At 75.0% G+C, this 24991-nt stretch carries 23 protein-coding genes; 12 read left to right on the top strand and 11 right to left on the bottom strand.

What is annotated here, in order from left to right; genetic code table 11:
* The first annotated feature begins 232 nt into the window (after positions 1 to 232).
* Positions 233 to 1414, top strand: coding sequence for a pyridoxal phosphate-dependent aminotransferase (locus tag IE239_RS28705; protein WP_190152317.1), 1182 nt, complete (start codon positions 233 to 235; stop codon positions 1412 to 1414).
* Between the two features lie 65 nt (positions 1415 to 1479).
* Here the strand turns inward: IE239_RS28705 and IE239_RS28700 are convergent, their stop codons facing one another.
* Positions 1480 to 2076 carry a TetR/AcrR family transcriptional regulator gene (locus IE239_RS28700; RefSeq protein ID WP_190152316.1) on the bottom strand — a complete coding sequence of 199 codons (597 nt, stop codon included), beginning with the start codon at positions 2074 to 2076 and terminating at the stop codon, positions 1480 to 1482.
* Positions 2077 to 2255: 179 nt separating this feature from the next.
* Here IE239_RS28700 and IE239_RS28695 point away from each other — a divergent pair, with 179 nt between their 5' ends.
* Complete coding sequence (locus tag IE239_RS28695; RefSeq protein WP_190152315.1) at positions 2256 to 3188, top strand: NAD(P)-dependent oxidoreductase; 933 nt, start codon at positions 2256 to 2258, stop codon at positions 3186 to 3188.
* A gap of 376 nt (positions 3189 to 3564) precedes the next feature.
* On the opposite strand, the gene IE239_RS28690 is transcribed toward IE239_RS28695, so the two are convergent.
* A complete protein-coding gene (locus IE239_RS28690) occupies positions 3565 to 4407 on the bottom strand; it encodes a class I SAM-dependent methyltransferase (RefSeq protein ID WP_190152314.1) in 843 nt (280 codons plus the stop codon).
* A 146-nt stretch (positions 4408 to 4553) separates the two neighbouring features.
* On the opposite strand from IE239_RS28690, the gene IE239_RS28685 reads away from it, so the two are divergent.
* Positions 4554 to 5465 (top strand): SGNH/GDSL hydrolase family protein, encoded by a 912-nt coding sequence (locus IE239_RS28685; RefSeq protein WP_190152313.1) that lies wholly within the window; start codon positions 4554 to 4556, stop codon positions 5463 to 5465.
* Between the two features lie 49 nt (positions 5466 to 5514).
* Here the strand turns inward: IE239_RS28685 and IE239_RS28680 are convergent, their stop codons facing one another.
* Entirely contained in the window at positions 5515 to 5832 is a 318-nt protein-coding gene (locus tag IE239_RS28680; protein WP_190152312.1) for a hypothetical protein, read from the bottom strand.
* A 132-nt stretch (positions 5833 to 5964) separates the two neighbouring features.
* Between IE239_RS28680 and IE239_RS28675 the strand changes: the two genes are divergently transcribed.
* The gene (locus IE239_RS28675) at positions 5965 to 6300 is read left to right on the top strand and encodes a hypothetical protein (protein ID WP_190152311.1); all 336 of its coding nucleotides are present in this window, start codon (positions 5965 to 5967) and stop codon (positions 6298 to 6300) included.
* A 25-nt stretch (positions 6301 to 6325) separates the two neighbouring features.
* On the opposite strand, the gene IE239_RS28670 is transcribed toward IE239_RS28675, so the two are convergent.
* Complete coding sequence (locus tag IE239_RS28670) at positions 6326 to 7183, bottom strand: DMT family transporter (RefSeq protein WP_190152310.1); 858 nt, start codon at positions 7181 to 7183, stop codon at positions 6326 to 6328.
* A 163-nt stretch (positions 7184 to 7346) separates the two neighbouring features.
* On the opposite strand from IE239_RS28670, the gene IE239_RS28665 reads away from it, so the two are divergent.
* A complete protein-coding gene (locus tag IE239_RS28665; RefSeq protein WP_190152309.1) occupies positions 7347 to 7760 on the top strand; it encodes an ATP-binding protein in 414 nt (137 codons plus the stop codon).
* Between the two features lie 101 nt (positions 7761 to 7861).
* Here the strand turns inward: IE239_RS28665 and IE239_RS28660 are convergent, their stop codons facing one another.
* Both IE239_RS28660 and IE239_RS42440 read right to left on the bottom strand, forming a co-directional pair.
* A complete protein-coding gene (locus tag IE239_RS28660) occupies positions 7862 to 8005 on the bottom strand; it encodes a hypothetical protein (RefSeq protein WP_190152308.1) in 144 nt (47 codons plus the stop codon).
* A gap of 156 nt (positions 8006 to 8161) precedes the next feature.
* Positions 8162 to 8686, bottom strand: a complete 525-nt coding sequence (locus IE239_RS42440) for a hypothetical protein (RefSeq protein ID WP_308435432.1) — start codon at positions 8684 to 8686, stop codon at positions 8162 to 8164.
* Positions 8687 to 9073: 387 nt separating this feature from the next.
* Here IE239_RS42440 and IE239_RS28650 point away from each other — a divergent pair, with 387 nt between their 5' ends.
* The 3 genes from IE239_RS28650 to IE239_RS28640 all read left to right on the top strand — a co-directional run bounded on the left by IE239_RS28650 (position 9074) and on the right by IE239_RS28640 (position 11880).
* A complete protein-coding gene (locus IE239_RS28650; RefSeq protein WP_190152307.1) occupies positions 9074 to 10705 on the top strand; it encodes a phytoene desaturase family protein in 1632 nt (543 codons plus the stop codon).
* A 31-nt stretch (positions 10706 to 10736) separates the two neighbouring features.
* Entirely contained in the window at positions 10737 to 11633 is an 897-nt protein-coding gene (locus IE239_RS28645; protein WP_190152306.1) for an SDR family oxidoreductase, read from the top strand.
* A 100-nt stretch (positions 11634 to 11733) separates the two neighbouring features.
* A complete protein-coding gene (locus IE239_RS28640) occupies positions 11734 to 11880 on the top strand; it encodes a hypothetical protein (RefSeq protein WP_190152305.1) in 147 nt (48 codons plus the stop codon).
* Between the two features lie 84 nt (positions 11881 to 11964).
* On the opposite strand, the gene IE239_RS28635 is transcribed toward IE239_RS28640, so the two are convergent.
* The 3 genes from IE239_RS28635 to IE239_RS28625 form a co-directional block, all read right to left on the bottom strand.
* A complete protein-coding gene (locus tag IE239_RS28635; protein WP_190152304.1) occupies positions 11965 to 12144 on the bottom strand; it encodes a hypothetical protein in 180 nt (59 codons plus the stop codon).
* Positions 12145 to 12370: 226 nt separating this feature from the next.
* Positions 12371 to 13075: an alpha/beta fold hydrolase gene (locus IE239_RS28630; RefSeq protein ID WP_229878366.1), complete on the bottom strand. Its 705-nt coding sequence runs from the start codon at positions 13073 to 13075 to the stop codon at positions 12371 to 12373.
* 143 nt (positions 13076 to 13218) lie between these two features.
* On the bottom strand, positions 13219 to 13623 hold the full coding sequence (locus IE239_RS28625; protein ID WP_190152303.1) for an ANTAR domain-containing protein: 405 nt from the start codon (positions 13621 to 13623) through the stop codon (positions 13219 to 13221).
* 250 nt (positions 13624 to 13873) lie between these two features.
* On the opposite strand from IE239_RS28625, the gene IE239_RS28620 reads away from it, so the two are divergent.
* Entirely contained in the window at positions 13874 to 14833 is a 960-nt protein-coding gene (locus tag IE239_RS28620; protein WP_190152302.1) for an AraC family transcriptional regulator, read from the top strand.
* Between the two features lie 196 nt (positions 14834 to 15029).
* On the opposite strand, the gene gap is transcribed toward IE239_RS28620, so the two are convergent.
* Complete coding sequence (gap, locus tag IE239_RS28615; RefSeq protein ID WP_190152301.1) at positions 15030 to 16028, bottom strand: type I glyceraldehyde-3-phosphate dehydrogenase; 999 nt, start codon at positions 16026 to 16028, stop codon at positions 15030 to 15032.
* 105 nt (positions 16029 to 16133) lie between these two features.
* On the bottom strand, positions 16134 to 17090 hold the full coding sequence (locus IE239_RS28610; RefSeq protein WP_190152300.1) for a GlxA family transcriptional regulator: 957 nt from the start codon (positions 17088 to 17090) through the stop codon (positions 16134 to 16136).
* A gap of 186 nt (positions 17091 to 17276) precedes the next feature.
* Between IE239_RS28610 and IE239_RS28605 the strand changes: the two genes are divergently transcribed.
* From IE239_RS28605 to IE239_RS28595, 3 genes are all read left to right on the top strand, one after another.
* A complete protein-coding gene (locus tag IE239_RS28605) occupies positions 17277 to 18482 on the top strand; it encodes a S1 family peptidase (RefSeq protein ID WP_190152299.1) in 1206 nt (401 codons plus the stop codon).
* A gap of 252 nt (positions 18483 to 18734) precedes the next feature.
* Positions 18735 to 19583 (top strand): pectate lyase, encoded by an 849-nt coding sequence (locus IE239_RS28600; protein ID WP_229878365.1) that lies wholly within the window; start codon positions 18735 to 18737, stop codon positions 19581 to 19583.
* Between the two features lie 108 nt (positions 19584 to 19691).
* Positions 19692 to 24938 (top strand): hypothetical protein, encoded by a 5247-nt coding sequence (locus IE239_RS28595; RefSeq protein ID WP_190152298.1) that lies wholly within the window; start codon positions 19692 to 19694, stop codon positions 24936 to 24938.
* Positions 24939 to 24991: the final 53 nt, after the last annotated feature.

The raw sequence follows: 24991 nt of genomic DNA, 5'->3' as shown, positions 1-24991 counted from the left end.
GGCGGCCACGGCCATCCGACCCGCGGCACCGGCTGACCGCCGACGGTCCGCCGTCGGCCGACGCCGTCCTCGCCGACGACTCGTTCGTCAGCGTTTCCGAGGCGGCGGATCGCGCCGGGCCGGGTGACGAGGGCCGCGCCGAGCGGTCGATAATCGGCTGAGCCACAGGCCCGAGCCGAAGGAGAACCGTGCGAGACCGGACGCAGCAGGGAACAGAGCAGGAGGCCGCGGCATGAGCACCCCACGGATCTCGCGACGGGCGCGGGCCGTCGCTCCGTTCTACGCCATGGAGTTCGGCAAGCAGGCCGCGGCCCTGGAGGCCGGGGGACGTCATATCGTCAAACTCAGCCTCGGCGAACCCGACTTCGGCGCGCCACCGGCCGTCCTCAGCGCGATGCGGGAGGCCATGGACGGGCGGCCCATGGCCTACACCGAGGCCCTCGGGCTCCCCGCGCTGCGGGAGGCCATCGCCCGGTTCTACGCGGAGCGGCACGAGGTCGAGGTCGATCCGGCCCGGATCGTCGTGACCGCGGGAGCCTCGGCCGCGCTGGTGCTGACCGCCGCCGCGCTGATCGACCCCGGCGACGAGGTGCTCATCGGCGACCCGTCGTATCCCTGCAACCGGCAGATCGCGGAGAGCTTCGGCGCGCGCGTCACCCTGGTGCCCGCCACCGCCGGGAGCCGGTTCCAGCTGGACGCCGCCTCGGTGCGGGCGAGCTGGACGGATGACACGCGCGGCGTCATGGTCGCCACCCCGTCCAACCCCACGGGCACGTCGGTTCCGGCCGGCGAACTCGCCGCGATCTGCGACGTCGCCCGGGAGCGCGACGCGTGGCGCATCGTCGACGAGATCTACCTGGAGCTCGCCGACCACGACGCCCGGGGCCGTCCGCCGCGCAGCGCCCTGTCGTTCGACCCCGACGCCGTCGTCGTCAACAGCTTCTCGAAGTACTTCGGCATGACGGGCTGGCGGCTGGGCTGGTGCGTCGTCCCCGAGGGACTCGTGCCCGCGATGGAGCGCCTGGCTCAGAACTACTTCCTCTGCGCGTCCGTTCCCGCCCAGCACGCCGCTCTGGCCTGCTTCACCGCCGAGTCCCTCGCGGTGTGCGAGGCCCGCCGCGCCGAGTTCGCGGAACGCCGGGCGCTCGTCCTGGACGGCCTGGCGCGGATCGGCCTGCCGGTGCCCGTCCCGCCCGACGGGGCGTTCTACGTCTACTTCGACGTCAGCGGCACCGGGCTCACCTCGTGGCAGTTCTGCGAACGAGCCCTGCAGGAGGCGCATGTGGCCCTGACGCCGGGCCGGGATTTCGGCGTGCACTCGGCGCAGACGCACGTCCGCCTCTCGTACGCGGCGTCAGCCGGCGAACTGCGCGAGGGGCTCGCCCGGCTGGAGAAGTTCCTGGCCGCGCTCTGACGCGGCCGACCGGCGGGCCGGTCGGAGCGATCGGTCGGAGCGGCCGGTCAGGTCGGGGCGGCCGGTCAGGTCCGCTCGCGCACCGCCGCGTCGAGGAGCGGGCCCAGTTCGTGGGCCACCGTCGTCAGGGCGCGGACGTCGCGCTCCGCGCGGGCGATCAGGATCGCCCCTTCCAGGGCACTGATCATGAGCGTGGCGAGCGGCTCGGCCCGCTCCCCGGGCACGCCGAGGTCCGTCAGCGCGCGGGCCACCGGAGCGGTCCAGGCGGCGAACGCGGCGGCCGTCGCCTCCCGTGTGGAGTCGGTGGACTGCGCGCAGTCCACCGTGGCGGCCGCCACCGGGCAGCCTCCCGCGAAACCTGCGGCCTCGTACTCGTCGGTCCACTGCCGCACCATCTCGGCGAACAGCGCGGCGGGCGTCGGCTCGGGCAGTGCGGCGAGGAAGCGGGCGACGCGGTTGCCGGCGTACCGGCCCGCCCAGCCCACCGCCTCGTTGACCAGTTGTTCCTTGCCGCCCGGAAAGTAGTGCTGCAGCGAGCCGCGCGGCGCGCCCGCGTGGGCGGCGACCTCGCGCATGCCGGTGGCGGCGACCCCCTCGCGCCGGATCAGCTGGGCGGCGCTGAAGACCATCCGCTCACGCGGCCCCCGCTCGGACACCGCCATCGTCGACCTCCTCCGGCCGTTGCGTGACTGCTCCGGACCCACCCGGTCCACCTTATGACGGGGGTCATGAAGTGGACTACTATGACCGTCGTCATAGTCGGCCCTCTGGGCACGCCCGCGGCTGCCCGGCCGTGCGAGACGGCCCGGTCGGGCGCGGGAGGCGGGAAAGGCGGTGCGTCGTGCACGTCGGATTCATCGGACTCGGGGTCATGGGACAGCCCATGGCCGGCAACCTCGCCCGTGCCGGGACGCCTCTCGTCGTGGGAAACCGCACCCCGGGCCGCTGCGCGCCGCTGCGCGCGCTGGGGGCCGAGGTCGCGGCGAGCCCCGGCGAGGTCTTCGACCGGGCCGGGACCGTGATCCTCATGCTGGCGGACGAGACCGCGATCGACGACGTGCTCGGGCGCGGCGCCCCCGCCTTCGCCTCCCGCGTCGCCGGGCACACGGTCGTCCACATGGGCACCACGTCCGCCGAGTACTCGGCCGGCCTGCAGACGGACGTCCGTGCGGCCGGCGGACGTTACGTCGAGGCCCCGGTGTCGGGGTCCCGCGTCCCGGCCGAGCGAGGGGAACTGGTCGGGCTGCTCGCGGGCGACGACGACGCCGTGGCGGCCGTGCGTCCGCTGCTCGCCCCCCTGTGCCGGGAGACCTTCGACTGCGGCCGGGTCCCGGGCGCGCTGCTCATGAAGTTCTCGGTGAACCTGTTTCTGATCACCCTGGTCACCGGGCTGGCCGAGGCCTTCCACTTCGCGGAGCGGCACGGGCTCGACCGGCGTCTGCTGCGCGACGTGCTGGACGCGGGCCCGATGGCCAGCGCCGTCTCCCGGGTCAAGGGATCCAAGCTGCTGGAGCGTGACTTCAGCGTGCAGGCGGCCGCCGCGGACATCCTGAAGAACAACCGGTTGATCGCGGAGGCCGCCCGCGGGACCGGCCTCGTCTCCCCGCTGCTCGACGTCTGTCACGCCCTGTACGGCGAGACTGTCGCCCAGGGGCACGGCGGCGAGGACATGGCGGCCGTCCTGCACGCCCTGGAGACCCGGAGCGAGGCGGCCCACCCGGCGGGCGCGAGCGCCACGCCCGGTCCGCCGTCCCCCCGCGTCTCGCGGGCCTGATCGGCACGGTGGCACCCGGGTCTCACGGGTCTCCCGGGGCGTGCGGGCGCCCCGGCGGCGCGGCGCCGTCAGCCGCCGGGTGCAGGACGCCGGCCCCGGCCGGACCTGCGGTGGATCAGGCGGGCCCGGAGCGAGGTGAGCCCATGATTTCCTGACGCTCCGCCAATGCCCTTTCCACGTAGGCCGATGGACCCGAACGGGCCGGGCAGGGCACGTACGGCGGCTCGGGAGTGCGCAGAGGCGCCGCAGGCAGCCGTCCACCGCGAGCCGTCTCCGTGGGACAGCGCGTCACGCATGACGGCGGGCGTCGTGCCGTCGGCCGGTTCGGCCGACGGCCCCGCCGAGCCGCCGAGCCCGCCCGGAGCAGGCCCCGGGCTCATGTGGCCGACGGCCTGCGCCAGATCATGATCTCTGTGTCCGGGAGACGCTCCGCGAAGCGGCCGTCGGGCGCCGCCCGCCGCAGCAGCGCCCGCAGGTCCCGCTCGAAGTCCGGCCGCCGGCCGCCGAACAGGTGCGGTGCGGACGCGGATCGGGAGAACGCCCAGGCGACCAGGTCGTCCGCGGTGCGCTCGGTCACCCCTCCGGCCGGCACGACGAGTCGCCCGAAGTGCTCGAAGCCGGCCCGGGCGATGACGAGGCCCTCCCCGTCCGGTGTGCCGTCGACGAGCGTTCCCTGTCCCGCCCGGCGCACCGGGCCCAGGTACCGGCGCACCAGCGCGGCCATCTCCTCGTAGGGGGGCGCGGGCGACGGCGTCGGCTCCGGTGCGGCGGGCGGGTCCTGGAGCTCGCTGATGTGGACGAGGGCGCCGCCCGGCTCCAGCATCCGCAGCACGGTCGCCGCGACGTGGTCACGGTCCGTCCAGTGGAAGGACTGGGCGAACACCACCATTCTGAACTCCCCCAGACCCGCCGGGAGTTCCTCGGCCCGCGCCGCGACCAGCCGGGTGTTGCCCACGCCACGGCGTCCGGCCTGCCGCTCGGCCTCGGCGAGCATGTCCTCGTCGGGGTCGAGGCCGACCGCCTCGTGGAAGAAGCGCGCCAGGGCCAGCAGGACGACGCCCGGCCCGCAGCCCACGTCGAGGAGCCGGCCCCGGCCGTCCAGACCGAGAGCGGCGGCCAGGGCCTCGGCGAACCCGGGAGCGTACGGAAGCCGGCCGCGCTCGTAGTAGGCCGCGCTTCCGGCGAACAGGGTCTTGTCCCACTGCCATCCCTCAGGCATGTCGGTTCTCCTTCCACGAGGCGAACGGGTTCGCTCCCGAGTCTGGCACCGGCGACCGACCGGGCGGTATACAAGCCCGGTCGGGCCGTCACGACCGCCTCACGACTCGGCGACGGCGGCACACGGGCCGCGAGGGGAGAGACTCGATGCAACGCGAAACAGGCACGGCGAGGCCGGCAGGCGGTCGCCGACGAGGCGTCACCTGGCTGTCCGCACTGGCAGGTTGTGCTCTGGTCGCCGCTTCTGCGACGCCGGTCGCGGCGCACGGGGCGAGCGGCGCGGTCCGTTACGCGGCGCTGGGCGACTCCTACACCTCCGGACCCTTCATCCCCCGCCAGGTGGACCCCGGTTGCGCACGCTCCGACCGCAACTACCCCTCCCTCGTCGCCGCGAGGCTGCGCGCCACCGAGTTCAAGGACGTCAGCTGCAGCGGGGCGACCACCGAGAACATGTGGAAGCCGCAGGGGGCCAACGGGCCCCAGCTGGACGCGGTGAACCGCGGCAGCGACCTCGTGACCGTCCAGGTCGGCGGCAACGACATCGGCTTCGGCTCCATCATCGCCACCTGCGCGCAGGTGGCCTCGCAGGACCCGGTCGGCGATCCGTGCCGACGTCACTTCGGCACGTCGGGCGTCGACGAGCTCTCGGTGAGGATCGCGAAGACCGCCCCCAGCATCGCGCGGGTGCTTCGGGCCGTGCACGACCGTGCTCCGCGGGCCCGGGTCCTCCTCGTCGGTTATCCCGACCTGCTGCCCGACGACGGCAGCGGCTGCGCGCCGTCGGTGCCCTTCGCCGCGGGCGACTTCCCCTACCTCAGGGACACCGGCAGGCGCCTGAACCTGATGCTCCGCCTGGTGGCCCGCTGGAACCGTGCGGAGTACGTCGACACCTACGGGCCGACCGTCGGCCACGACATGTGCACGTCCCCCGAGGTCCGGTGGGTCGAACCGCTGCAACCCGCCTCGCCCGCCGCCCCCGCACACCCCAACGCCAAGGGCGAGGAGGCGATGGCGGGCGCGGTGTGGCAGCGCCTGGCACACGGACGGGGCGGCCGCTGACCCGGAGTCGCGGCCCGCGGGCGTGCGCCGCCGGCGGGCGGCCCGCAGCTCACATCTCGGAGTCGATGCCGGTGATCACCGCAGGCCCGAGCGGTGCGTCGCTCCCGTCGAGACCGGCGGCGCGCAGGGCGGCGTCCGCGAGCCTGCGGGCGTCCTCCTCCGCGTGGGGGACGCTGTCCGCTTCGACGGCGAGCCGGATGGTGAACGTGTCGTCCTCGTTCACGGTGAGAGGGTCGAGGTCCTGTGCGTCGCCCATCCGGGTGTGATGCGGATCGGCGGGCCGCAGGGCCCGGCTCAGCCGCGTGCGCGCCTCGTCCTCGATCCCGGCCGTGAACGTGCCGGGGACGGTGATCACGTAGGTCGTCATGGGCTTCCCTTCGTCGGTCTGCTCCCTCCCGCCTACCCCGCCCCGCGCCCGGCTCGCCCCCGACTCCGACGAAGGCTCTGAGGCTCCTCAAGTCGCTTGGCAGCGGCGGCACTCGGGGCCACGATGATCCGCATGACAGGAATCGCGGGACTCAACAAGAAGCACAACTTCGTGCTGGTCGTCCGGGACGCGGACGTGGTCACGGCGGCGTTGCGCGAGGCCCTGGCCGGGGCTTCCCCCGAGGAGCGCCCGGGCCTGGAGCGCGCCGTCGCGCTCGTCGGGGCCGCCGCCGAGGCCACCGAGACCCGGCTGCGCGCCGACTGGGTGCGCTCCCGGCTGGCCGCCGTCGGCTTCACGGGCGACGTCTCCTCGATCGCGGCGGTGAGGGCGCTGCGCCGGGCGGAGAAGAAGCTGAGCCTGCTGGCGGCGGTGGAACTGCAGAAGGACACCGTGGCCTGTCCGGAGTGATCAGGCCGCTCCCGCACGGCCGTTCTCAGTGGACGACGTCGGACAGGTGGGGCACCACGCGCGTCAGCCGGACCACTCCCCCCAGGATGAGGAGCACGCCGATCGCCTCGGGCAGCAGCCACCGGCCGGACCGGATCTCCTCGTCGAACAGGACGATGCCCAGCAGGAGGCTCACCGTCGCGTCGCCGATGGTCAGGGCAGGCTGCGAGGCGGTGAGGGGGCCGGCCTGAAGCGCGTTCTCCAGCAGCAGGACCGCCGCGATGCCGGTGAGCGCGAAGCCGTAGGTCTGCCATGCGGTCAGGAAGGCGGGCAGTCCGTCGTCGGCGAGCTGCCCGGTGGACGATTTCATCAGGGCGGCGGTCAGGGCGTTGCCGATCGCCGCGGCCGAGCCCAGCGCCGCTGCCCGGAACAACGGCGAAGCGGACGTACGCGTGAGGGCGACCGCGGCGGCCATCGCGCCCAGACAGAGCGCCAGGACCGGGATCCACCGCTCCATGGCCCCCTGCTGCCGGGTCCCGTGCGGGGCCGCCGAGGCCAGCAGCAGCGCGAGGCCCGCCACCACCGCCGCGACCGCCCGCCAGGCGTCGGCCGACAGCCGGCGGTGCAGCAGGGGCGCGGCCACCAGCAGGGCGAACGGCAGTTCCAGGATGAACACGGGCTGCACGAGAGCCATGGGCCCGTTGACGAGGGCCAGCGCCTGGCACACCGCGGCGCCGATGACGCCGGCGATGCCGATGGCCCAGGCGGGCCGCCGCACGAGGGCACGCAGCAGCCGCAGGCCGCCGCCCCGGGGAACGGTGGAGGCGGCCTTGCGCTGGAACGCCGTGCCCACCGCGTTGCTGGCGGCCCCGAGGACGGCGAAGAGCAGGGCGAGCACGATCATGTCTCCACCATGCCTGGAAAATCCGCGGGAGGACCGCTGCGGCGGGGGTGTCGGGAGGGATGTGAGGCGCACGCCCGCCGGGTGGACCGCGGCGGGCGCGGCGTCACCTCGGCGTCCGGGGGTAGACGGAGGGCCGGTGGACGGTTTCTCGGAGGGATCAGGAATGGACCGATCAGCACTGCGGGCCGTCGGATGGGCCCGCTCTCTGCCCCTGGAGTGCACGGTGAAGACGGCCCGCGACTGGGCCCGGCGGCACCTCGACACCCTGGGCTGGGCCACCACCGCTCCGGACACGGTCGACGCCGTGCTGCTGACCGTCTCCGAGCTGGTGACCAACGCCCACCGGCACGCGCACAGCGACGCGCAGCTCGTGATGACCTGGGACAGCCGCTGTCTGCACATCGCGGTCCACGACGAGTCGGCCGAGCTGCCCGCTCCCCGGAGCCCCAGCACCGACCGCACCGGGGGACGCGGCATGTTCCTCGTCGACGCGCTGGCCGACAGCTGGGAGGCGCACCCGTGCCCGCACGGCAAGACCATCACGGCCTGCTTCAGCCCGCAGACCACCGGTTCCTGACCGCGGTTCCTGAGCGGCCGACGGCCCCTCACAGCCGGCCGCCCGCCGTCGGGAGGACGGCGGGCGGGCTGGGCGTAGCGCTGTGAGGGGCCGTCGGCCGCTCAGCGCCGGGTGCGCAGCCGTGCGAGCAGCCCGCGTGCCTGGGCACGACGGCGCGGGTCGGCCGCGGTACGGCGCACCTGCTCGATCGTGCGCCGCCCCTGGGGGCTCCTGCTGAACTCCTTGATGCGCTGGATGACGCTCATCGTTCTCCTCCCCTGGTCTGTCTGCGCAGTCCGTCCGCACGGTCCCGCTGCACGGTCCTGCTGCACGTCTCCTGATCGGTCCCTCTGTGGTTCCGTCGGCGTCGCCCGTCGTCGTGCGGACCGCTTCTGGACGTCGGCTACCCCCGAACCGGCCGATCAGGCCGCCCGCGACGCGCGCCGGCGCGGTCCGGCCGGCGCGGCCGGCGCGGGAGCGGGCGCCGGGCGGGCGGCCGCGGCCCGGGTACGCGCGGGCAGGACCCGGTAGGTCGTCTTGGCTGGGTCCGTGACCGGCTCGCCGAGCGTGATCCGGCCGGCCGAGTACAACTCGTCGCACTCGGCGGCCGGGAGGGCCACGTAACAGCCTCCGCGCCCGCCCTCGGCGTCCAACGGCCGCCAGTAGCCGTACACCCGGCGTCCGTTGGCGTGCTCGGTGACGAACACGGGCGTACGCGGGTCGGAGACGATGCGCAGCACGTCGGTCCCCCCGCGGCGCGGCGCGGCGGCGGGACGCGGCGCGGCGGCGGGGAGGGGCTGACGCCGTGCCTCGCGGGGGCGGGGCACGCCGGCCACGACCGCGACGACGGGGCGCGGCGCGACGGGCGCCGCCCACTCCTCACGCGTCGGGCGACGCGCGGCGGAACGTATGTCGAGGATCTGCGGCTGGTCGGCGGTGAGCGGCATCGTCGGTGACCTTTCCTGGACGGGGGACATGAGACCGCCTACCCGGCTGAGCCGGAGTTGATCTCACCTGGGGCATCCTTCATCACGGCACTGACATCGCGACCTCCCCACAGGTGTCACTCCTGCCCCGGAGCCCGCCCCGCACACCGCGACAGGGTTGACGATCGCCGATATGGGCACTTGGCGAACCTCGTCCGCAGCGATCGCAGGAGGCACGGGTGGCGGTTCGGCATCGACCGGTCGGAGCGGCCGCGAGGTCCGTGCGGGCCCCGCTCGCCGACGGTGACTGCTGCGCGCGGCGGGCGGCCGGCGCCACGTCGTCGCGGCGGACGCGAGGCCGGCGGCCGCGGACGGGCGCGGCGCTCTCGCACGCCCCCGGAGGTGGCGATGCCTGACGCGGTGGTGATCGGCGCCGGACCGAACGGACTGGTCGCGGCGAACCTCCTGGTGGACGCAGGGTGGAGCGTGGAGGTGCTCGAGGAACAGCCCGAACCCGGGGGCGCGGTGCGGCACGACCGGGCAGTCGACCCCGCTTTCGTCAACGACCTGTTCAGCTCTTTCTACCCGCTGGCCGCCTCCTCCCCCGTCCTGTCCGGGCTGCGGCTGCACGAGCACGGCCTGCGGTGGAGCCATGCGCCCAGCGTCCTGGCCCACCCCCTCGCGGACGGCCGCTGCGCGCTCCTGGACCGCAGGATCGCCGTCACCGCCGACTCGCTGGACGCCTTCGGGCCCGGTGACGGAGACGCCTGGCGCCGGCTGCACGAGGTCTGGGAGCGGTTGCGCCCCGACATCCTCGACGCGCTGTTCACCCCCTTCCCGCCGCTGCGGGCGACGGCCCGCCTGGCAGCCCGGCTGCGCGGGGCGGGCGGGCTGCGCATGGCCCGCACGCTCGTCCTGCCGGTGCGCCGGATGGGCGAGGAGGAGTTCGCGGGCGAGGGCGGCCGGCTGCTGCTCGCCGGGAACGCCCTGCATGCGGATCTCGCCCCGGAGGCCGCGGGCAGCGGTGGTTTCGGCTGGCTGATGTCGATGCTCGGCCAGAGCTACGGCTTTCCCGCGCCGGTCGGCGGCTCCGGCGCCCTGACGGCCGCGCTGGTCGAGCGGCTGCGCTCCCGCGGCGGTTCCCTGCGCTGCGGGCAGCGGGTCGGCCGGGTCGTGGTCCGCGACGGGCGGGCGGTCGGGGTGCGCACCACGGAAGGCGAGCCGGTCGCCGCACGTCGCGCCGTGCTGGCCGACGTGTCGGTCCCCGCGCTGTACGGGTCGCTCCTGGAGCCGGAACACCTGCCCGCCCAGGTCTCGGCCGACCTGGAGCGATTCCAGTGGGACTTCGCGACCTTCAAGGTCGACTGGGCGCTGGACGGGCCCGTGCCCTGGCAGGCCGAGGCGGCCCGGCGGGCCGGAACCGTGCATCTGGCGGACGGACTCGACGAGCTCACCCGCTTCGCGGCCCAGATCGCCATGCACCGCATCCCCGACCGTCCCTTCGCGCTGTTCGGCCAGATGACGACGACCGACCCGGTCCGCTCCCCCGCCGGCACCGAGGCGGCCTGGGCCTACACCCACGTCCCGCAGGAGGTCGCGGGCGACGCGGGCGACGCGGGACTGACGGGTGTCTGGGACGCGAGGGAGCAGGAGGTGATGGCCGACCGGATCGAACGGCAGGTCGAGCGGTTCGCCCCCGGCTTCCGGGCCCTGATCCGCGCCCGGCGCGTCCTGGCTCCGCCCACGCTGCAGTCACTCGACGCCAACCTGCACGGCGGCGCGATCAACGGCGGCACGACCGCGCTCCACCAGCAGCTCTTCTTCCGTCCGCTGGCCGGCACCGGGCGCCCGGAGACGGCCGTGCGCGGACTGTTCCTGGCGTCCGCAGGCGCCCACCCGGGCGGCGGCGTCCACGGGGCGCCGGGGGCCAACGCGGCCCGCGCGGCACTGCGCCGCCGTGTCCCGCCCGGCCGCACGTACCTGCAGCGGGTCCTGGCCCGCCGCGACCGCACCGGTGCGAAGAGGCCTTCCACCGGCTGAACGTCACCATCGTCGAGGAAGGGAGCAGCCCGTGCACGAGAGTCCCCTGCAAGACCGCACCGTCGTGATCACGGGAGCGGCGCGCGGACTGGGCGCGGCCCAGGCGCGGGAACTGTCCCGGCGCGGCGCCCGGCTGGCGCTGATCGGGCACGAAGGGCAGGCGTTGCGGGAGTTGGCCGCGTCGCTGCCCGGCCCCGCCATGGCTCTGGAGGCCGACGTCACCGACGCCGAGGCGCTCGGCCGCGCGGCGGCGGCCGTGCGGGCGCGGCTGGGGCCGCCGTCCGTGGTCGTCGCCAACGCGGGCGTCGCCGAGGGCGGGCCGTTCGCCCGCGTGGACATGGCCTCCTGGCGGCGGGTCGTCGACGTCAACCTGGTGGGGAGCGCCCTGACGGCGCGCACGTTCCTGCCGGACCTGCTGGCGACGGCCGGCTACTTCCTGCAGATCGCCTCCACGGCCTCGCTGGGCCCGGCTCCCCTGATGAGCGCCTACTGCGCGTCGAAGGCCGGCGTGGAGGCCTTCGCGCACGCGCTGCGGGCCGAGGTGGCCCAGCACGGCGTGGCCGTCGGCATCGCCTATCTGAACTGGACCGACACGGACATGGTCCGGGACGCCGACCGTCATGCGGTGCTGCGCGAGCTGCGCGCCCACATGCCGGGGCCCGCCCGGCGCGTGTATCCGCCCGAGTTCGTCGCACGGCGGCTCGCCGCGGCCGTCGAGCACCGGCGCACCGCCGTCTACGTCCCGGCCTGGCTGCGCCTGGTGCAGGGGGTGCGCGCGGCGCTGCCGCCGCTGGTCCTGCGTATGTCCCGGCGCGAGCTGCCCCGGCTGGAGGCGGCCGAGCCGTTCCGGCCCACCGGGCTGCTCGGCGCGGGCGGAAGAGCCGACGGCATGGCGGCGCGCCGGCGCGGGGGGCCGAGCGTGCGGTGAGGCTTCGCGCGCCGGGACCGGAGCGGGGCATGCCTGTGCCGGGACGGAAGACGGTGGGCCGGTGGTGCGTCCTGGGGGGTGTACAGGACGAAGCGGGCCGGTGCCGGCCGGCTCGCCCGCCCAGGAGGTCGTCCTGTCCAGCGGGCCTCTACGTCGCCATCGGCGTCGTCGGTTCGTCGGCGTCGGCGTCATCCGCCGGCTGCCGCTCGTGCGCGTCGCCACGCTGCTGCGGCCGCTGCCGGCGTGACGAGTCCGGCGGTGCCGCCGGGAGCACGCGACGGGAGGCCTAATCCCTCGCTGTCCGTTACCTGCGGGACGTCCGGTCGCGTCCTCAGGAGAAGAACGACCGCTGCGCGGGCAGCCCTCCCTGGGCGAAGGAGGACGGGGCGCTCATGACGCGGTCCAGGGCGCGCTTGATGCGTTCGGCCTCGCCGCGCACATCGGCGGGCACGTCGCCGCGTTCGGTGACGAGACGGTGGTAGATGGGGGTGTCGTCGAAGGCGGAAATCACCGGAGAGGCTCTGCTTTCGTGGACGGTCGGGCGGGCCGACGCGGCAGGACGGACAGGGGACACGGCCGACGATCCGAGGGGGCGAACCGGCGTTTACGGGACGTCGCCTGACGGTTCGGCAAGGCGACCGCGGGCGACGACATCATCGTATTGTCCCCGACGGGGCGGCGAGTGCCGACACCGAGGGCACGCGAACTGCCCGCCGCGCGGCCGGATGCGGTCCCGTTCACCACCTCAGAGAGTCCTGTGCCGCACAGGCTTCACCGGCGAGTCCCGTCAACCCTGTCTCAGGACGCAGCAGTTGGGCGACGACCGAGGCGGTGGCCCGATGCCAGTCGGCGCCGCGGCGCAGCATCGCGTGGTCCCCGCCGCGCACGAGGACGAGACCGGCGCGCGCGTCCGCCCGACGGGCGCGGCGTACGTACCGCGCGGACTCCTCGGGGTCGGTCACCCGGTCACGGTCGCCGTGCAGGACGACGATGCTCGTCCCGCCGAGATGCTCGACGGGTTCGCCGGGCGGACACCACGGCGCCAGAGCCAGCACCGCGTGCACCGAGGGGTCGGCGGCCGCCCGCAGCGCCGCCCGGCCACCCATCGAGTGCCCCACCAGGACCACCGGCACCTCGCCCGTCGACGCGCGCAGCTCCTCGAGGGCGCGCACGGTGTCGGCCACCGGGTCGGCGGTCGCGTTCCACCCCCGGTAGCGGTAGCGGACCTCGCCCAGCAGCACGTCCCGGCGGTCCGTCGCGGCGAGGGCGGCCCGCAGCACGGGACGCATCCGCAGAGCCGCCGGGTGCCAGGGCCGGGACCGCTCACGGCCGTGTTCCCGGCCGCCGTGCAGGACCAGGACCGCGGCTCCCGCCGGCGTCGGCGGCCGGCGACGCACCACCAACGCGGTCCCGGCCTCGGTGACGGCTTCTCGTTCGCCCACTGCTCCCCCGCTCTCGCCGTTCGGCGCCTGCCCGTCGCGTCCGGCCCTTCGGACACACCAGGTCCGGCCGAGGGTCGAGGATGCCAGAGAGCGGCCGCCCCCGCACGGCCGCGTCCCGGCCGGGCGGTCCGCGCGGCGCGGGCTCACGCCTCCTGGGCGGCCGGCTCCCGGCCGTCGCCGCTCCCGGCGCCGCGGTCGGGTCCGGCACAGCTCCCGGGTTCGGCGCCAAGGCCGGGCGCGGCGCCGTGCCGGGCCCGATGCCGGGTCCTGAGCAGCGCGGCGCGCATCGCCGGGCGGATCTCGTCGGGGAGACGCCCGGTCACCACCCAGCGCATGACGTGCTGGGCGACTTCGCGCAGCTTGATGTTGGTGTGCTGGGAGACCTGCCTGAGCACGTCCCAGCTGTGCTCGGGGCTCATCCGGCACACCGCCGCCACCGCGCCCATGGCCTGGTCGATCTCGGCGCGCGAGGCCAACGCCCGGCGCAGCTGGTCCACCTCCTCCTCGAGGGCGGCGACCTTCTGTACGAGTTCGTCGTTGTCCGGCATGCGAGGTCGCTTCTCCTCCTTGTGCCCCCGGGGGCACCGGCACACAGCACGCGCAGGGCGCAGTTCCGGTCCACTCTGCGCGGCCGGGACGCTCGCCGCGATCCGGGAAACGAAAGAATCCGGGGGAGACCGGCCGCACAACGAAAGAAGGTCCGGTCGCGCATCGGCTGCGCGGGCTTCGTGGAGGAAATGTGGGGCATACGTACGCTGAATCGACGTACACCGTGTCAGGGCGAGGAGATCCGGGCGCATGCACACGCTGACATTCGACAGCGACGACCTGGAGCGGACCGAGGACTTCCTCAGCCGCGCCTACGCGAAGATGCGGATCGGCAGCAACACGCCGGAGACGAGCCGGGCGCGGATCAGCCGCAGCGGCCTCGGCCCGATCACCGTCGACGAGCTCGACCTCGACTTCGACATGAGCTACGCCGTCACCCCGCTGAACCGGATCTGCCTGTGCGCGGTGCACGAGGGCACGATCCGCGATCATGTGTACCAGGGGGTCGAGGACTCCTTCGGCCCCGGTGACGTGGTGTCCTTCGCACCGCCGACGCTGTCCTACGCGGGCCGGGTCTGCGGCGCCCGCTACAACATCACCATGCTGGACCCCGCCCTCCTGGACCAGGTGGCCGCCACCGCGGCGCCCACCCTGACCGAGCCGGTCCGGCTGACCGGCCACCGGCCGCACTCGCCCGCCGCGGCCGAGCGGCTGCGGCAGGCGATCACCTACGTCCGCGACCACGTCCTGACCGAGCCGGCCGTGGCGGACCAGCCGCTGGTGGTGTCGACCGCCGCCCAGCACCTGGCCGCGACCGTGCTGAGCACGTTCCCCAACACGGCGCTGACGGACCCCACGCCGGCCGACCGCCGCGACGCGCACCCGGACGCGCTGCGCCGGGCGCTCGCCTACATCGACGACCACGCCGACCAGCCGATCACGGTCGCCGACATCGCGGCGGAGGCGCACGTCACCGTCCGCGCGCTCCAGTACGCCTTCCGCCGGCACCTGGACAGCACGCCGCTCGCCCATCTTCGCCGGGTCCGGCTCTCCCACGCCCACCGGGAACTGCAGGCCGCGGACCCCCACGCCGAGACGACGGTCACCGAGGTCGCGGCCCGCTGGGGCTTCTTCCACCCGGGCCGCTTCGCCTCGCTCTACCGCGAGGTCTACCGGCGCACCCCCCGCCAGACCCTGCTCCACGGCTGACCCGGTCCCGCCCCGGCCCGGCCGACGCCGGGTTCGCTGGACCTCACGCACGGCTTCCGCGGGCCGCCGGGCCCGCTCAGGCCGGGACGCGCCACCGCGGGCGCGGCCTGGCCGGCGGCAGACCTGCCGCACGGGCTGTCCGCCGGTCCGGACGACCGTCCGCGCGGTGTCCGTCCGGGCCCGTTGAACGGCCGGGTCAGCGGGCGGCGAGGAGTTCGAGCGTGTCGATCACCCGGTGGGAGAAGCCCCACTCGTTGTCGTACCAGGCGACGACCTTGACGTGGCGGCCCTCGACACGGGTGAGCGCCGAGTCGAAGATCGACGAGGCCGGGTTGCCGGTGATGTCGGACGACACGAGCGGGTCCTCCGAGTACTCGAGGACGCCGGCCAGCGGGCCCTCGGCGGCCGTGCGGTACGCCGCCAGCACGTCGTCACGGGTGACGTCGCGGGCCACGGTCGTGTTGAGCTCGACGATCGAGCCCACCGGGACCGGGACCCGGATGGAGTCGCCGGACAGCTTGCCGTCCAGGTCGGGCAGCACGAGGCCGATCGCCTTGGCGGCGCCGGTCGTGGTCGGGACGATGTTGACGCCGGCGGCGCGGGCACGGCGCGGATCGCGGTGCGGGCCGTCCTGCAGGTTCTGCTCCTGCGTGTAGGCGTGCACGGTCGTCATGAAGCCGTGCTCGATGCCGGCCAGGTCGTCCAGGACGGCGGCCAGCGGGGCGAGCGCGTTGGTGGTGCAGGACGCGTTCGAGACGATCGTGTGCAGCTCGGGGTCGTAGGCGTCCGTGTTGACGCCGTACGCGAGCGTGACGTCGGCGCCGTCCGAGGGCGCGCTGACGAGCACCTTGCGCGCGCCCGCGTCGAGGTGGGCGCGGGCGGCCTTGGCCGAGGTGAACCGGCCGGTCGCCTCCAGCACGATGTCGACTTCCAGCGCCGCCCAGGGCAGCTGCGCCGGCTCGCGCTCGGCGAGGACCTTGATACGGCGGCCGTCGACGACGAGGACGTCGCCGTCCACGGCGACCGGGCGGCCCAGCCGGCCGGACGTCGAGTCGAAGGCGAGCAGCCGGGCCAGGGCGGCCGGTTCGGTGAGGTCGTTGACGGCGACGATCTCCAGGTCGCTGTCGCGTTCCAGGAGCGCGCGCAGCACGTTGCGTCCGATGCGGCCGAATCCGTTGATGGCGATGCGAGTCATGAGTGATGTCCCTTCGGTTCGTCACCAGCCTCGCGCGCCGCGCCCGCGGGTGACCCGGGCGTGAGCGCCATGGTTCGCAAGGATCCCGCCAACCGCCGGTCGCGGCTACTCGCCGCGGGTGAACGTGCGCCGGTACTCGCTCGGCGTGGTGCCGAGGATCTGCTGGAAGTGCGCCCTCAGGTTCGCGCCGGTGCCGAGGCCCACGTCGCCCGCGATCTGCTCGACGCCGCGCTCGGAGCGCTCCAGCAGCTCACGCGCCCGGTCGATGCGGGCGCGCATCACCCACTGCATGGGGGTGTATCCGGTGTCCTCGACGAAGCGCCGCGACAGGGTGCGTTCCGAGACGGCCGCGTGCCGGGCCAGGGTCTCCAGGGTGAGGGGCTCGTCGAGGTGGTGCAGCGCCCACTCGCGGGTGGCGGCGAATCGCTCGCCGAGCGGCTCCGGCACGCTGCGCGGCACGTACTGCGCCTGGCCGCCGCTGCGGTAGGGGGCCGCGACCAGCCGCCGGGCCGCGTGGTTGGAGGCGGCCACGCCGAGGTCGCGGCGCAGGACGTGCAGGCACAGGTCGATGCCGGAAGCGGCGCCGGCCGAGGTCAGCACACTGCCCTCGTCGACGAAGAGGACGTTCTCGTCGACCCGGACGTGCGGGTGTCCGGCCGCCAGCGCCCGCGTGTAGTGCCAGTGGGTCGTGGCGCGTCTGCCGTCGAGCAGGCCCGTGGCGGCGAGCGCGAAGGCGCCGGTCGAGATGGCGGCGAGCCGGGCGCCCCGCTCATGGGCGGCGCGCAGCGCGTCGACGACCGCCCGCGGCGGGGCGTCCCGGTCGGGGTGGCGGTAGCCGGGGACGAAGACGACGTCGGCCCAGGCGAGCGCCTCGAGCCCGTGGGCGACGTGGTAGGACAGGCCGTCGCCGCCCGTCACCAGGCCGGGCGCCGCGCCGCACACCCGCACCTCGTACGGCATGCTCGCGCGGGTCGAGAAGACCTGCGCGGGGATGCCGACGTCGAGCGGCTTCGCCCCTTCGAGCACGAGGACGGCGACACGTTGCAGGCGGGAGGACGGCACCCGGAAAGGGTACGGGGCGGCGAGCGGCGGGCTGCGTCCGAAACCCGTCTCCGCATTGGCATAGACCTGACACTCAGTAAGGAATAAGCTCTGCCCGCCCCACCTGAGAGCGCTCTCACGCATGTGTTCCACCCTTGTTCCGCCCCTGTTCCACCCCCACTCCTGGAACGACGAAGGGCAACTCCCATGAGACGCACAAGGTCCGGCCGCCTCTGTCTGGCCGCACTGCTGACCCTGGGCGGGCTCGTCGGCGCGGGCATCTCCCCCGCGGCGGCGAGCGGCGAGGCCTCGGCCCCGCCCGCCACACACTCCTCCTCCCACGCGCCCGGCTCCGCCGTCGGCGATGCGGCTCCCGTCTCCGCAGGCCTGTTGCGGGCCATGCGGCAGCAGTTCGGGCTCACCGAGCGTCAGGCGAGCGCCCGGCTGCGGGCCGAGCGAGATGCCGCCTCGCTCGAACCGGAGGCGCGCCGCACGGCGGGCCCCGCGTACGCCGGGTCGTGGTTCGACGCCGCCGACGGCCGTCTGACGGTGGCCGTCACCTCGCGGGCGTCGCAGGCCACGCGCGCGGCGATCGGCTCCGCGGGAGCCGTGGTCCGCGTCGTCCAGCACAGCGCGCGGACGCTGGACGCGGCCAAGTCACGCGTCGACCGGCTCACCGCGCCCGCCGCGGTGGCGAGCTGGCACGTCGACCCGGCGGCGAACAGCGTCGTGATCACGGTCCTCCGCGACCGGCGCGACGACAACGATGTCCGGCGCTTCCTCGCGCAGGCCCGCGCCACCGCTCCCGTCTCCGTCGAGACCGTCGCGGCGACCCCGCGCACCTTCGCGGCCGGCACGGTCGGCGGCGACCCCTATTACACCGGCAACGTCCGCTGCTCCATAGGCTTCTCGGTCTACGGCGGGTTCGTCACCGCCGGCCACTGCGGCGGCGCCGGCGCGGGCGTCCGGGGCTGGGACGGCTCGTACGTCGGCGAGTTCCGGGGCTCCTCGTTCCCCGACAACGACTACGCCTGGGTGAGCGTGGGCAGCGGCTGGTGGACCGTGCCGGTCGTGCTCGGCTGGGGCACGGTCCCCGACCAGTTGGTGCGCGGTTCCGCCGAGGCGCCCGTGGGTTCCTCCGTCTGCCGCTCCGGGTCGACCACCCACTGGCACTGCGGGACGGTGCTCGCGAAGAACGAGACCGTCAACTACAGCCAGGGCGCCGTGCACCAGATGACGAAGACGAGCGTCTGCGCCGAAGGCGGCGACTCCGGCGGCTCGTTCATCAGCGGGGACCAGGCACAGGGCGTCACCTCCGGCGGCTGGGGCAACTGCTCCTCCGGCGGCGAGACCTGGTTCCAGCCGGTCAACGAGATCCTCGGCCGCTACGGACTCACCCTGCACACCTACTGAGCTCGAACCGCCGTCCCCGCGGTGCGACGCCCGGACCGCGGTTCGCACGGCCGGCGGAGCACACCTCCGGGACGCCTCCGGCCCTCCTCCCCGAGACATTCGCTCGGGGCCCGGGAGCGCCCGGATCACAGGGGCGGGGGTGGCCGCATGTCGGGCGCGGCCACCCCCGCCCGGCCCGTCCGTACCGGTGAACACCCGTGCCGCGGTGCCCGTATGCAGTCCTGACTGCTTTCGGAAAGGCGCGGTGATCACGTGACAGCTCGCTCTCCCCACTCCGGGCACCGCAGGTCTCAGAACAGAACTCCGCTGATCGCCGCGGTCGCGGCCGGCGTCCTGAGCCTCGCGATAGCGGCGCAGGCCGCTCTCGCGACCGACCGGCCGCAGGCGGGCGGCACGGCGGCGGGTGTGCGGGTGCTCGCCGGGCCGCAGGCGGCCGGCGAGGTGCAGCTCACCGCGACACGACGGGTCACCGGCGTCTTCGACGGGGGCCGGACCCGGTTCACGGCAGCGGGCGCGCCGGCCGGGGACGGTCAGGAAGAGGGCCAGGACCCGCTGTTCGAACTCGCCGACGGCGCCGTCCTGAAGAACGTCGTCCTCGGCGCCCCCGCCGCGGACGGCGTCCACTGTCTGGGCGGCTGCACCCTGGAGAACGTGTTCTGGGAGGACGTCGGCGAGGACGCCGCGACCTTCCTCGGCGAGTCGGCCGACGCCAGGTACGTCGTCAACGGCGGTGGCGCCGCCCGGGCCGCGGACAAGGTGTTCCAGTTCAACGGGGCCGGCACGCTGACCGTGCGGAACTTCGAGGTGGCCGACTTCGGCAAGCTCGTGCGCTCCTGCGGCAACTGCTCGAAGCAGTTCCGGCGCGACGTCGTGCTGGAGAACGTCACGGCCACCGCTCCCGGGGGTGAACTGGTCGGGATCAACGGCAACTTCGGCGACACGGCCCGGCTGAGCGGCATCACCGTGCTGGGCGACCCCGACCGCGAGATCGTGCCCTGCCAGAAGTTCCGGGGTGTGACCGGGGGCGAGCCCGAGAAGCTCGACGCGACGGCGGACGGCGTGAACTGCGTGTTCGGCCAGGCCGACATCAGGTTCGGCTGACCGGTCCAGGCGTCGCTGCGGAGTGGGTCGACGACGCCTGGACGTACGGGAGTTGAACACTTCGTGCACCGGCCGCCGGCCGGTCGGTCCGTCCCTACGCTGACGCGCGTGCGAGATCGACAACAGCCGGGCGGCGACCGTCACGGCAGTGCCCGCGAGCGGTTCTCCCCGGCGCCCCGTGGGCCCCGGGCGGCCGGACCCGGCCGTGAGCCGAACCCCCTGCTGGGGCTGCAGCAGACCGCGGGCAACGCGGCCACCGTCGCGACCCTCAGAGGGGCCGGTCCAGCCGGCCGGACCGGCACGTCCGCGGCCGGACGGACAGGTTCCTCCGCCGCCGGCCGCGGCGCCCGGCCGGCGCTGGACGCGCTCCCCGAGGTCGACGACGACGCCCTCGAACTCCCGCCGTATCTGCGGTACATGGAGGCGGGCGGGCTGTCGACGGCGTACGGCCTCACCGGCCACGAGTTCGTCACGGACACCCTCGCCGCCCACGTGGGCCGCCGCGACGGCGTCGTCGCCGAGATCGCCGCGGAACTCGCCGGGCGGCCCGAGTCGTTCTACGGGCGCGGCCGGGCCTTCGCGGTCTCCGGGTCCCCGGGCACGGACCACTACGACGTCACGGTGACCGTCTCCCCCGCCGACGACGACCGGCCCGGCGTCTTCTCCCTCACGAACCCCGACGCGGAGGGCGCGGCCACCAAGGTGGACGTGCAGCACCAGACCGCGGCGGCCGTGGCCCACAGCGCGGGGTCCTCCGCCTCCAAGGGCCTGTCGTTCACCGCGTTCGGGCTGGCCCCGGTGGCGCCCGCCGTCTGGGCGGGAGCGGCGGCCACCGTCAACGCCCAGCCGTTCCAGTCGTCCCGGGACTCGCGCACCCAGCGCGCCGTCGCCGAACCCCGGGTGCTGCGCAGCGACAAGGGGTCCGTCGAGGTGCCGCGCCGCGTGCGCTACGGCGTGCGTCTCAGCAAGGAGGGCACGCGCGCGGCGCGGCGCTTCAGCGGGACCGGCGCCCTCACGATGCGCGTGCCGGTGGAGCATCTGGTGCCGGTCTCCGCCGGGGCGTCTGCGCCGCCGCGTCCGGTGGAGGCCACGACCGCGCGGGCGGTGTCCCTGGCCGACTCGATGGCCCCGCTCGCCGTCGCGGACACCGCCGCCCCGCACCAGGGCGGCGGCGGGCTCTTCGACGCGGTCGCCGCTGCGCTGCATCCGTCGCTGACCTGGCCCGGCGCCCCCGGCCGGGCCAGGCTGTACGAGGCCACCGCCACCGCGACGGTGCTGGAGGACCTGCCCCGGCTGCTGCGCGAAGGGGTGGTCGGCGAGGATCTGACCAGCCGGGACGGCAGCACCACGGGCACCTACCGGATGCGTGCCGCGATCACCGGGCTGGCTCCGGGCTGGAGCACCGGGAAGACGCAGTTGCGCACCCACCAGCAGACCCAGCACGCGGTCACGGACACCGCGGGCAAGGGCCGCGGCGGGGCTTTCGGCGTCGGCCCGGCGGCGGGGTTCGGCGTCCTCGGCAACGCCGCGGCCGTGCGCGGCACCGTCATGCCGGTGGTCGGTGCGCGTCAGACGCGGTTCAGCGTCGCCGAGCAGACGGTGTCCAGCCGGCAGGGCGCGGAAGTACGCGGCGAGAAGGTGCTCTATCTGGGCACGGTCCTGTTCACCGTCGAGGGCAGCGGTCCCAGCTCGCCCCTGACCCGGGCGCGGGGCGGCGGCCGCACCGCGCACCATTCCATGCGGGTGTGGATCAGTCTGCGCGCCGACGAGGCCAAGGAGCTGGGCCTGCCGTTGCCGGACGGCGTGACCGCGGGCGAGTTCGTGAAGCGGCCGCTGCGGCCGGGCACGGACGCCGGGAACTCCGGCGGCCCCGGGGAGACCGAGGGCAAGGGGAAGGGCCGAGCGCAGGAGACACCGCGGACGCACGGGTCGCCGGAGCCACGGGACGCCGACGGCAGGGGCGGAGCCGGTGCGGAACCTCAGGAGCGGGGGGCCGCGGGCCTGGCGCCCGAGCACCTCGTACGGCATCTGCCCTTCGGCGCGATGGGGTCCAGCGTGGCGATCAGCCGGCTGGACACCGAGCCCATGATGCGGGCCGTGCGGGAGCTCTTCGCGACCGACCCCCGGCTGGCCGGCTATCTGCCCGCCTTCGGCGAGGAGGAGCGGGAGCGCGAGCCCGGCCCGGAGGAGGCCGAGGTCCAGCGCCGCAACTACCGCGAGCTGGTCACCGTCCTGTCGGAGACCAACCTGCGCGTCAACAAGGACCAGTTGCTGTCGTCGGGCATCCGGGTGCGGATGCGGCGCAAGTCCCGCTTCCACACGCACGACGTGCAGCTGAGGGTCACCGGTTCGCTGCGGGAGACCGGCTATCTCGGCGACAGGGAGGACTGGCTGGTGCGCTCCCACGCGAGCGTCTCCGGCAACGTGCAGAGCGGGCGGGCGAGTTCGCGGACCGTGGCCGGGATGGCCCTCGGGCAGTTCCGGCTGATCCCCGGCGCGCTGACGCTGTCGGCGCGCGCCGAGAAGGGCCGTACGACGACCCGGCGCGGGCAGGCCGGCCCGACCCTGCGCACGGACGTCCTCACCAACGGCTCGGAGAGCGCGAGCGTGTTCGGCGGGGCGCTGAGTCTGAGCGTGGGCGTCACCATGACCAGCAGGCAGCGCAAGACGGCCCGCGCCCTCACGCCGGGCGCGCCGGGCCGGGACACGCCGACGGCCGAGCACCTCGAGACGCTGCCGCTCGACGCGCAGGACGTGCGGCTGCTCACCCCGACCGCGTTCACCCTGGACGACGCCGGCAAGCAGCGGCTGGACACCGGCACCGCCTCCCGCAGGGCGCGACACCACCCCGGGAACGCCGACTTCGGCGCGGCGGGCATCGGCGACCTGGCCGGCCTGGCTCCCGCGCAGCTGGGCGGCGGGGGCCTGCGCGACTGGACGCTGGTGGAGACCGTCGGCGACGGACGGCCCGTGCGGGAGCTGGCGTTCGACCTGCTGGCACGGGCCGCGGCACGGAACGAGCGGGATCCCGCGGGGCGGCCGCGCAGGGACAGGGCACTGGAGACGGAGGGGCTCGCGCCCCGGCTCGCGATCGAGGAGCGGTTCGGTCCGCAGGCCGTGACGGCGGCGCTGCGGCAGGCGGTGTCCGCGGGCTGGGTGGTGTCCGGCCTGCGGTACGCGCGGCGCGCGGCCGAGCTGAACGGCGCGGTCGGCGTCCGGTTCGCGCTGACCGCCCCGCGGATCGTGCACCAGGGCGCCGGGGCGGGCACCGAGACGTTCGTGCTGGGCGGGCACCAGGTCACCGGCCAGGAGGGCAGGAGCCGGAACACCACGGTGCAGGGCGGGCTGACGGGGTTGGAGAACGGCTCCGAGTGGCGGCTCGCCGAGGGGGTCGCGGCCGGCCGCACCCTGGGCGCCGGGGACACCGCGGCGCACACCCTCGTCGGCACCGTGGAACGCAACGCCCACACCTCCCGCAAGAGCGCTCTCCACCTCGTCCAGTGCGATCTGGTGGTGCGGATGGTCGCCGAGGTCAAGGTGACCGGGGGCGGCCCGTACGTGGCCCGCGGCGGTCGCACGGCGCCGGCGGCCGTGTCCGTGTGGCTCACCGCGGACCAGGTGCGGGCGGCCGGGCTGACCGTGCCCGGCGAGGAGCGGCGCGAGGACGCGGTCTCCGGCACGGGCGGCAGGGCGGCCGCCGGGAAGAGCGGCGAGCCCTCGCGGGCCACGCGGACGCGTGAAACCGAGGGGGAAGGGACGGAAAGTTCCGCGAAGGGGGCCGAGAGGCCGTCGCCGGCCCCCGCCCCCGGGCTGCCCCGGAGACTGCCGCTCGGCTTCGGCATGATCGAGGACCTCCCCGACTTCGTGCCCCTGCTGGAGGCGGTCCGCGGCAGGCTCGGCGCGCCCCTCGCCGACGGCCTGCTGCCGCGGACCCGGCTGACGGACCGCCACGACAACGTGCAGCGGCTGCTGCGGGTGCTCGACCGGGACGGCTCCGCGGGCCTGCTGTCGAGCGCGATGGACGGCGGTGTGGGCGTCGAGTTGTTCGACGGCCGCAAGCGGCCCTACCGGGCGGTGTTCAGCGTCCGCCGGACCGGTCGGGGCAGGTACGCGCAGACGGCGTCCGACGGCCGGGACATGGAGTACATCACCTCCGCCGCCGCTCAGCGGGCGGCCGCCCATGACGAGAGCGACAGCCGGGGCGTGGAGGGCGTGCTGGCGGGCTCGGGGAAGCCCGACGGCGGCGCGGGGCAGCTGAAGGGCGTCGGCGCGGCCGCGGGCCTCGGCGTGTCGGCGAGCGACTCGCGGCGCTCGGTGAACGTCGGGCGGGCCCAGACGGGGGTGAAGACCGTCGCCGAGGCGGCGTCCGCGCCGTCGGCCCGGATGAGCCTTCCCATGGCGGCGCGCCTGGAGATCTTCGAGGGCGACCGCCGGGTGGCCCTGGCCGAGCTGGACGGTCTGCAGCTCACCCATCGCGTCCTCACCGCGGACCTGCGCGCTCTCGCGGAGCTCGTTCCCGTGCCGTCCCGGCAGGCCGGCAGGCGCGGGTTCGACGCCTCGGAGGGCGGCGCCGACCGGCTCGGCGCCTGGCGCGGGGGTGGGGTGCGGCTGCCGATGGAGGCGCAGGTCAACGGGTTCCAGGGCACGCCCCGGGTACAGCAGGCCGTGGACGACGCGGTGCGGCGGGCGGGCGGGAGCGCACGCTTCCGCACCGGCGGAGAGGCTGCCTTCCATCTGCTGCGCGAGGCCGTCTCCACGGAGTGGCTCATCGCGGCGCTGCCGCTGCTGACCGCCGCGGGCGTGGACCTCCCGCCGGTGCACGCGACCGGCGCGTCCGGCCAGGACCTGCACACCTCTCTGCACGCCCGGCTGCGCGGCGGCCGGGTGCTGGGGGTGGGCGACAAGATGACGTTCGAGACCGTCGCGCAGAGCGGGCTGGACGCGCCGCGCCCGACCGGGGGCGACGGCCAGCAGGCGAACGAGCACGGCAGGTCGGCACGCGGTCTGTTCGGCGCGGGTGTCCTGAATGCCGACGAGTTCCGGTTGAACCAGCTCCTCGGGGTCGCGGAGGGCGTCGGCAGCGCAACGGACACGACCGCCAACGGCGCCGGTTCCATGCCGCTGCACAAGCCCAAGTTCGAGTCGGTGCTGGTGCAGTTCACGCTGGACGTACGGGTCGTGGCCCAGGTGTCCGACCGGGTGTCGGGGCGGGGCTCGACGGCCGTGCAGGAGGTGACGCTGCCGCAGCCGGTGGTGGTCCGCATGCCCGCGCCCGCCGTGCGGCGCCTGCTGGCCGACCGGGCGAACGCCGGACGCCTGGCCGACCCGGGAGCCCACCTGACCTCGGGCGGATGACCTGCCGCCCGGGGCCGCGCGACCACGCGGCGCGGCGGGGCGACGGCGGCGGG

It is taken from the genome of Streptomyces humidus (genome assembly GCF_014649655.1).
Taxonomy (GTDB): Bacteria; Actinomycetota; Actinomycetes; order Streptomycetales; family Streptomycetaceae; genus Streptomyces; species Streptomyces humidus.
Note: the sequence above shows the minus strand (reverse complement) of the source record. Positions and strands in the feature narration are given on the sequence as shown.

Bases quoted from the DNA above. Each gene is read 5' to 3' on its own strand.
- IE239_RS28705 (WP_190152317.1), top strand. From the start codon at position 233: ATGAGCACCCCACGGATCTCGCGACGGGCGCGGGCCGTCGCTCCGTTC.
- IE239_RS28700 (WP_190152316.1), bottom strand. From the start codon at position 2,076: ATGGCGGTGTCCGAGCGGGGGCCGCGTGAGCGGATGGTCTTCAGCGCC.
- IE239_RS28690 (WP_190152314.1), bottom strand. From the start codon at position 4,407: ATGCCTGAGGGATGGCAGTGGGACAAGACCCTGTTCGCCGGAAGCGCG.
- IE239_RS28685 (WP_190152313.1), top strand. From the start codon at position 4,554: ATGCAACGCGAAACAGGCACGGCGAGGCCGGCAGGCGGTCGCCGACGA.
- IE239_RS28680 (WP_190152312.1), bottom strand. From the start codon at position 5,832: ATGACGACCTACGTGATCACCGTCCCCGGCACGTTCACGGCCGGGATC.
- IE239_RS28675 (WP_190152311.1), top strand. From the start codon at position 5,965: ATGACAGGAATCGCGGGACTCAACAAGAAGCACAACTTCGTGCTGGTC.
- IE239_RS28670 (WP_190152310.1), bottom strand. From the start codon at position 7,183: ATGATCGTGCTCGCCCTGCTCTTCGCCGTCCTCGGGGCCGCCAGCAAC.
- IE239_RS28665 (WP_190152309.1), top strand. From the start codon at position 7,347: ATGGACCGATCAGCACTGCGGGCCGTCGGATGGGCCCGCTCTCTGCCC.
- IE239_RS28660 (WP_190152308.1), bottom strand. From the start codon at position 8,005: ATGAGCGTCATCCAGCGCATCAAGGAGTTCAGCAGGAGCCCCCAGGGG.
- IE239_RS42440 (WP_308435432.1), bottom strand. From the start codon at position 8,686: ATGCCGCTCACCGCCGACCAGCCGCAGATCCTCGACATACGTTCCGCC.
- IE239_RS28650 (WP_190152307.1), top strand. From the start codon at position 9,074: ATGCCTGACGCGGTGGTGATCGGCGCCGGACCGAACGGACTGGTCGCG.
- IE239_RS28625 (WP_190152303.1), bottom strand. From the start codon at position 13,623: ATGCCGGACAACGACGAACTCGTACAGAAGGTCGCCGCCCTCGAGGAG.
- IE239_RS28620 (WP_190152302.1), top strand. From the start codon at position 13,874: ATGCACACGCTGACATTCGACAGCGACGACCTGGAGCGGACCGAGGAC.
- gap (WP_190152301.1), bottom strand. From the start codon at position 16,028: ATGACTCGCATCGCCATCAACGGATTCGGCCGCATCGGACGCAACGTG.
- IE239_RS28605 (WP_190152299.1), top strand. From the start codon at position 17,277: ATGAGACGCACAAGGTCCGGCCGCCTCTGTCTGGCCGCACTGCTGACC.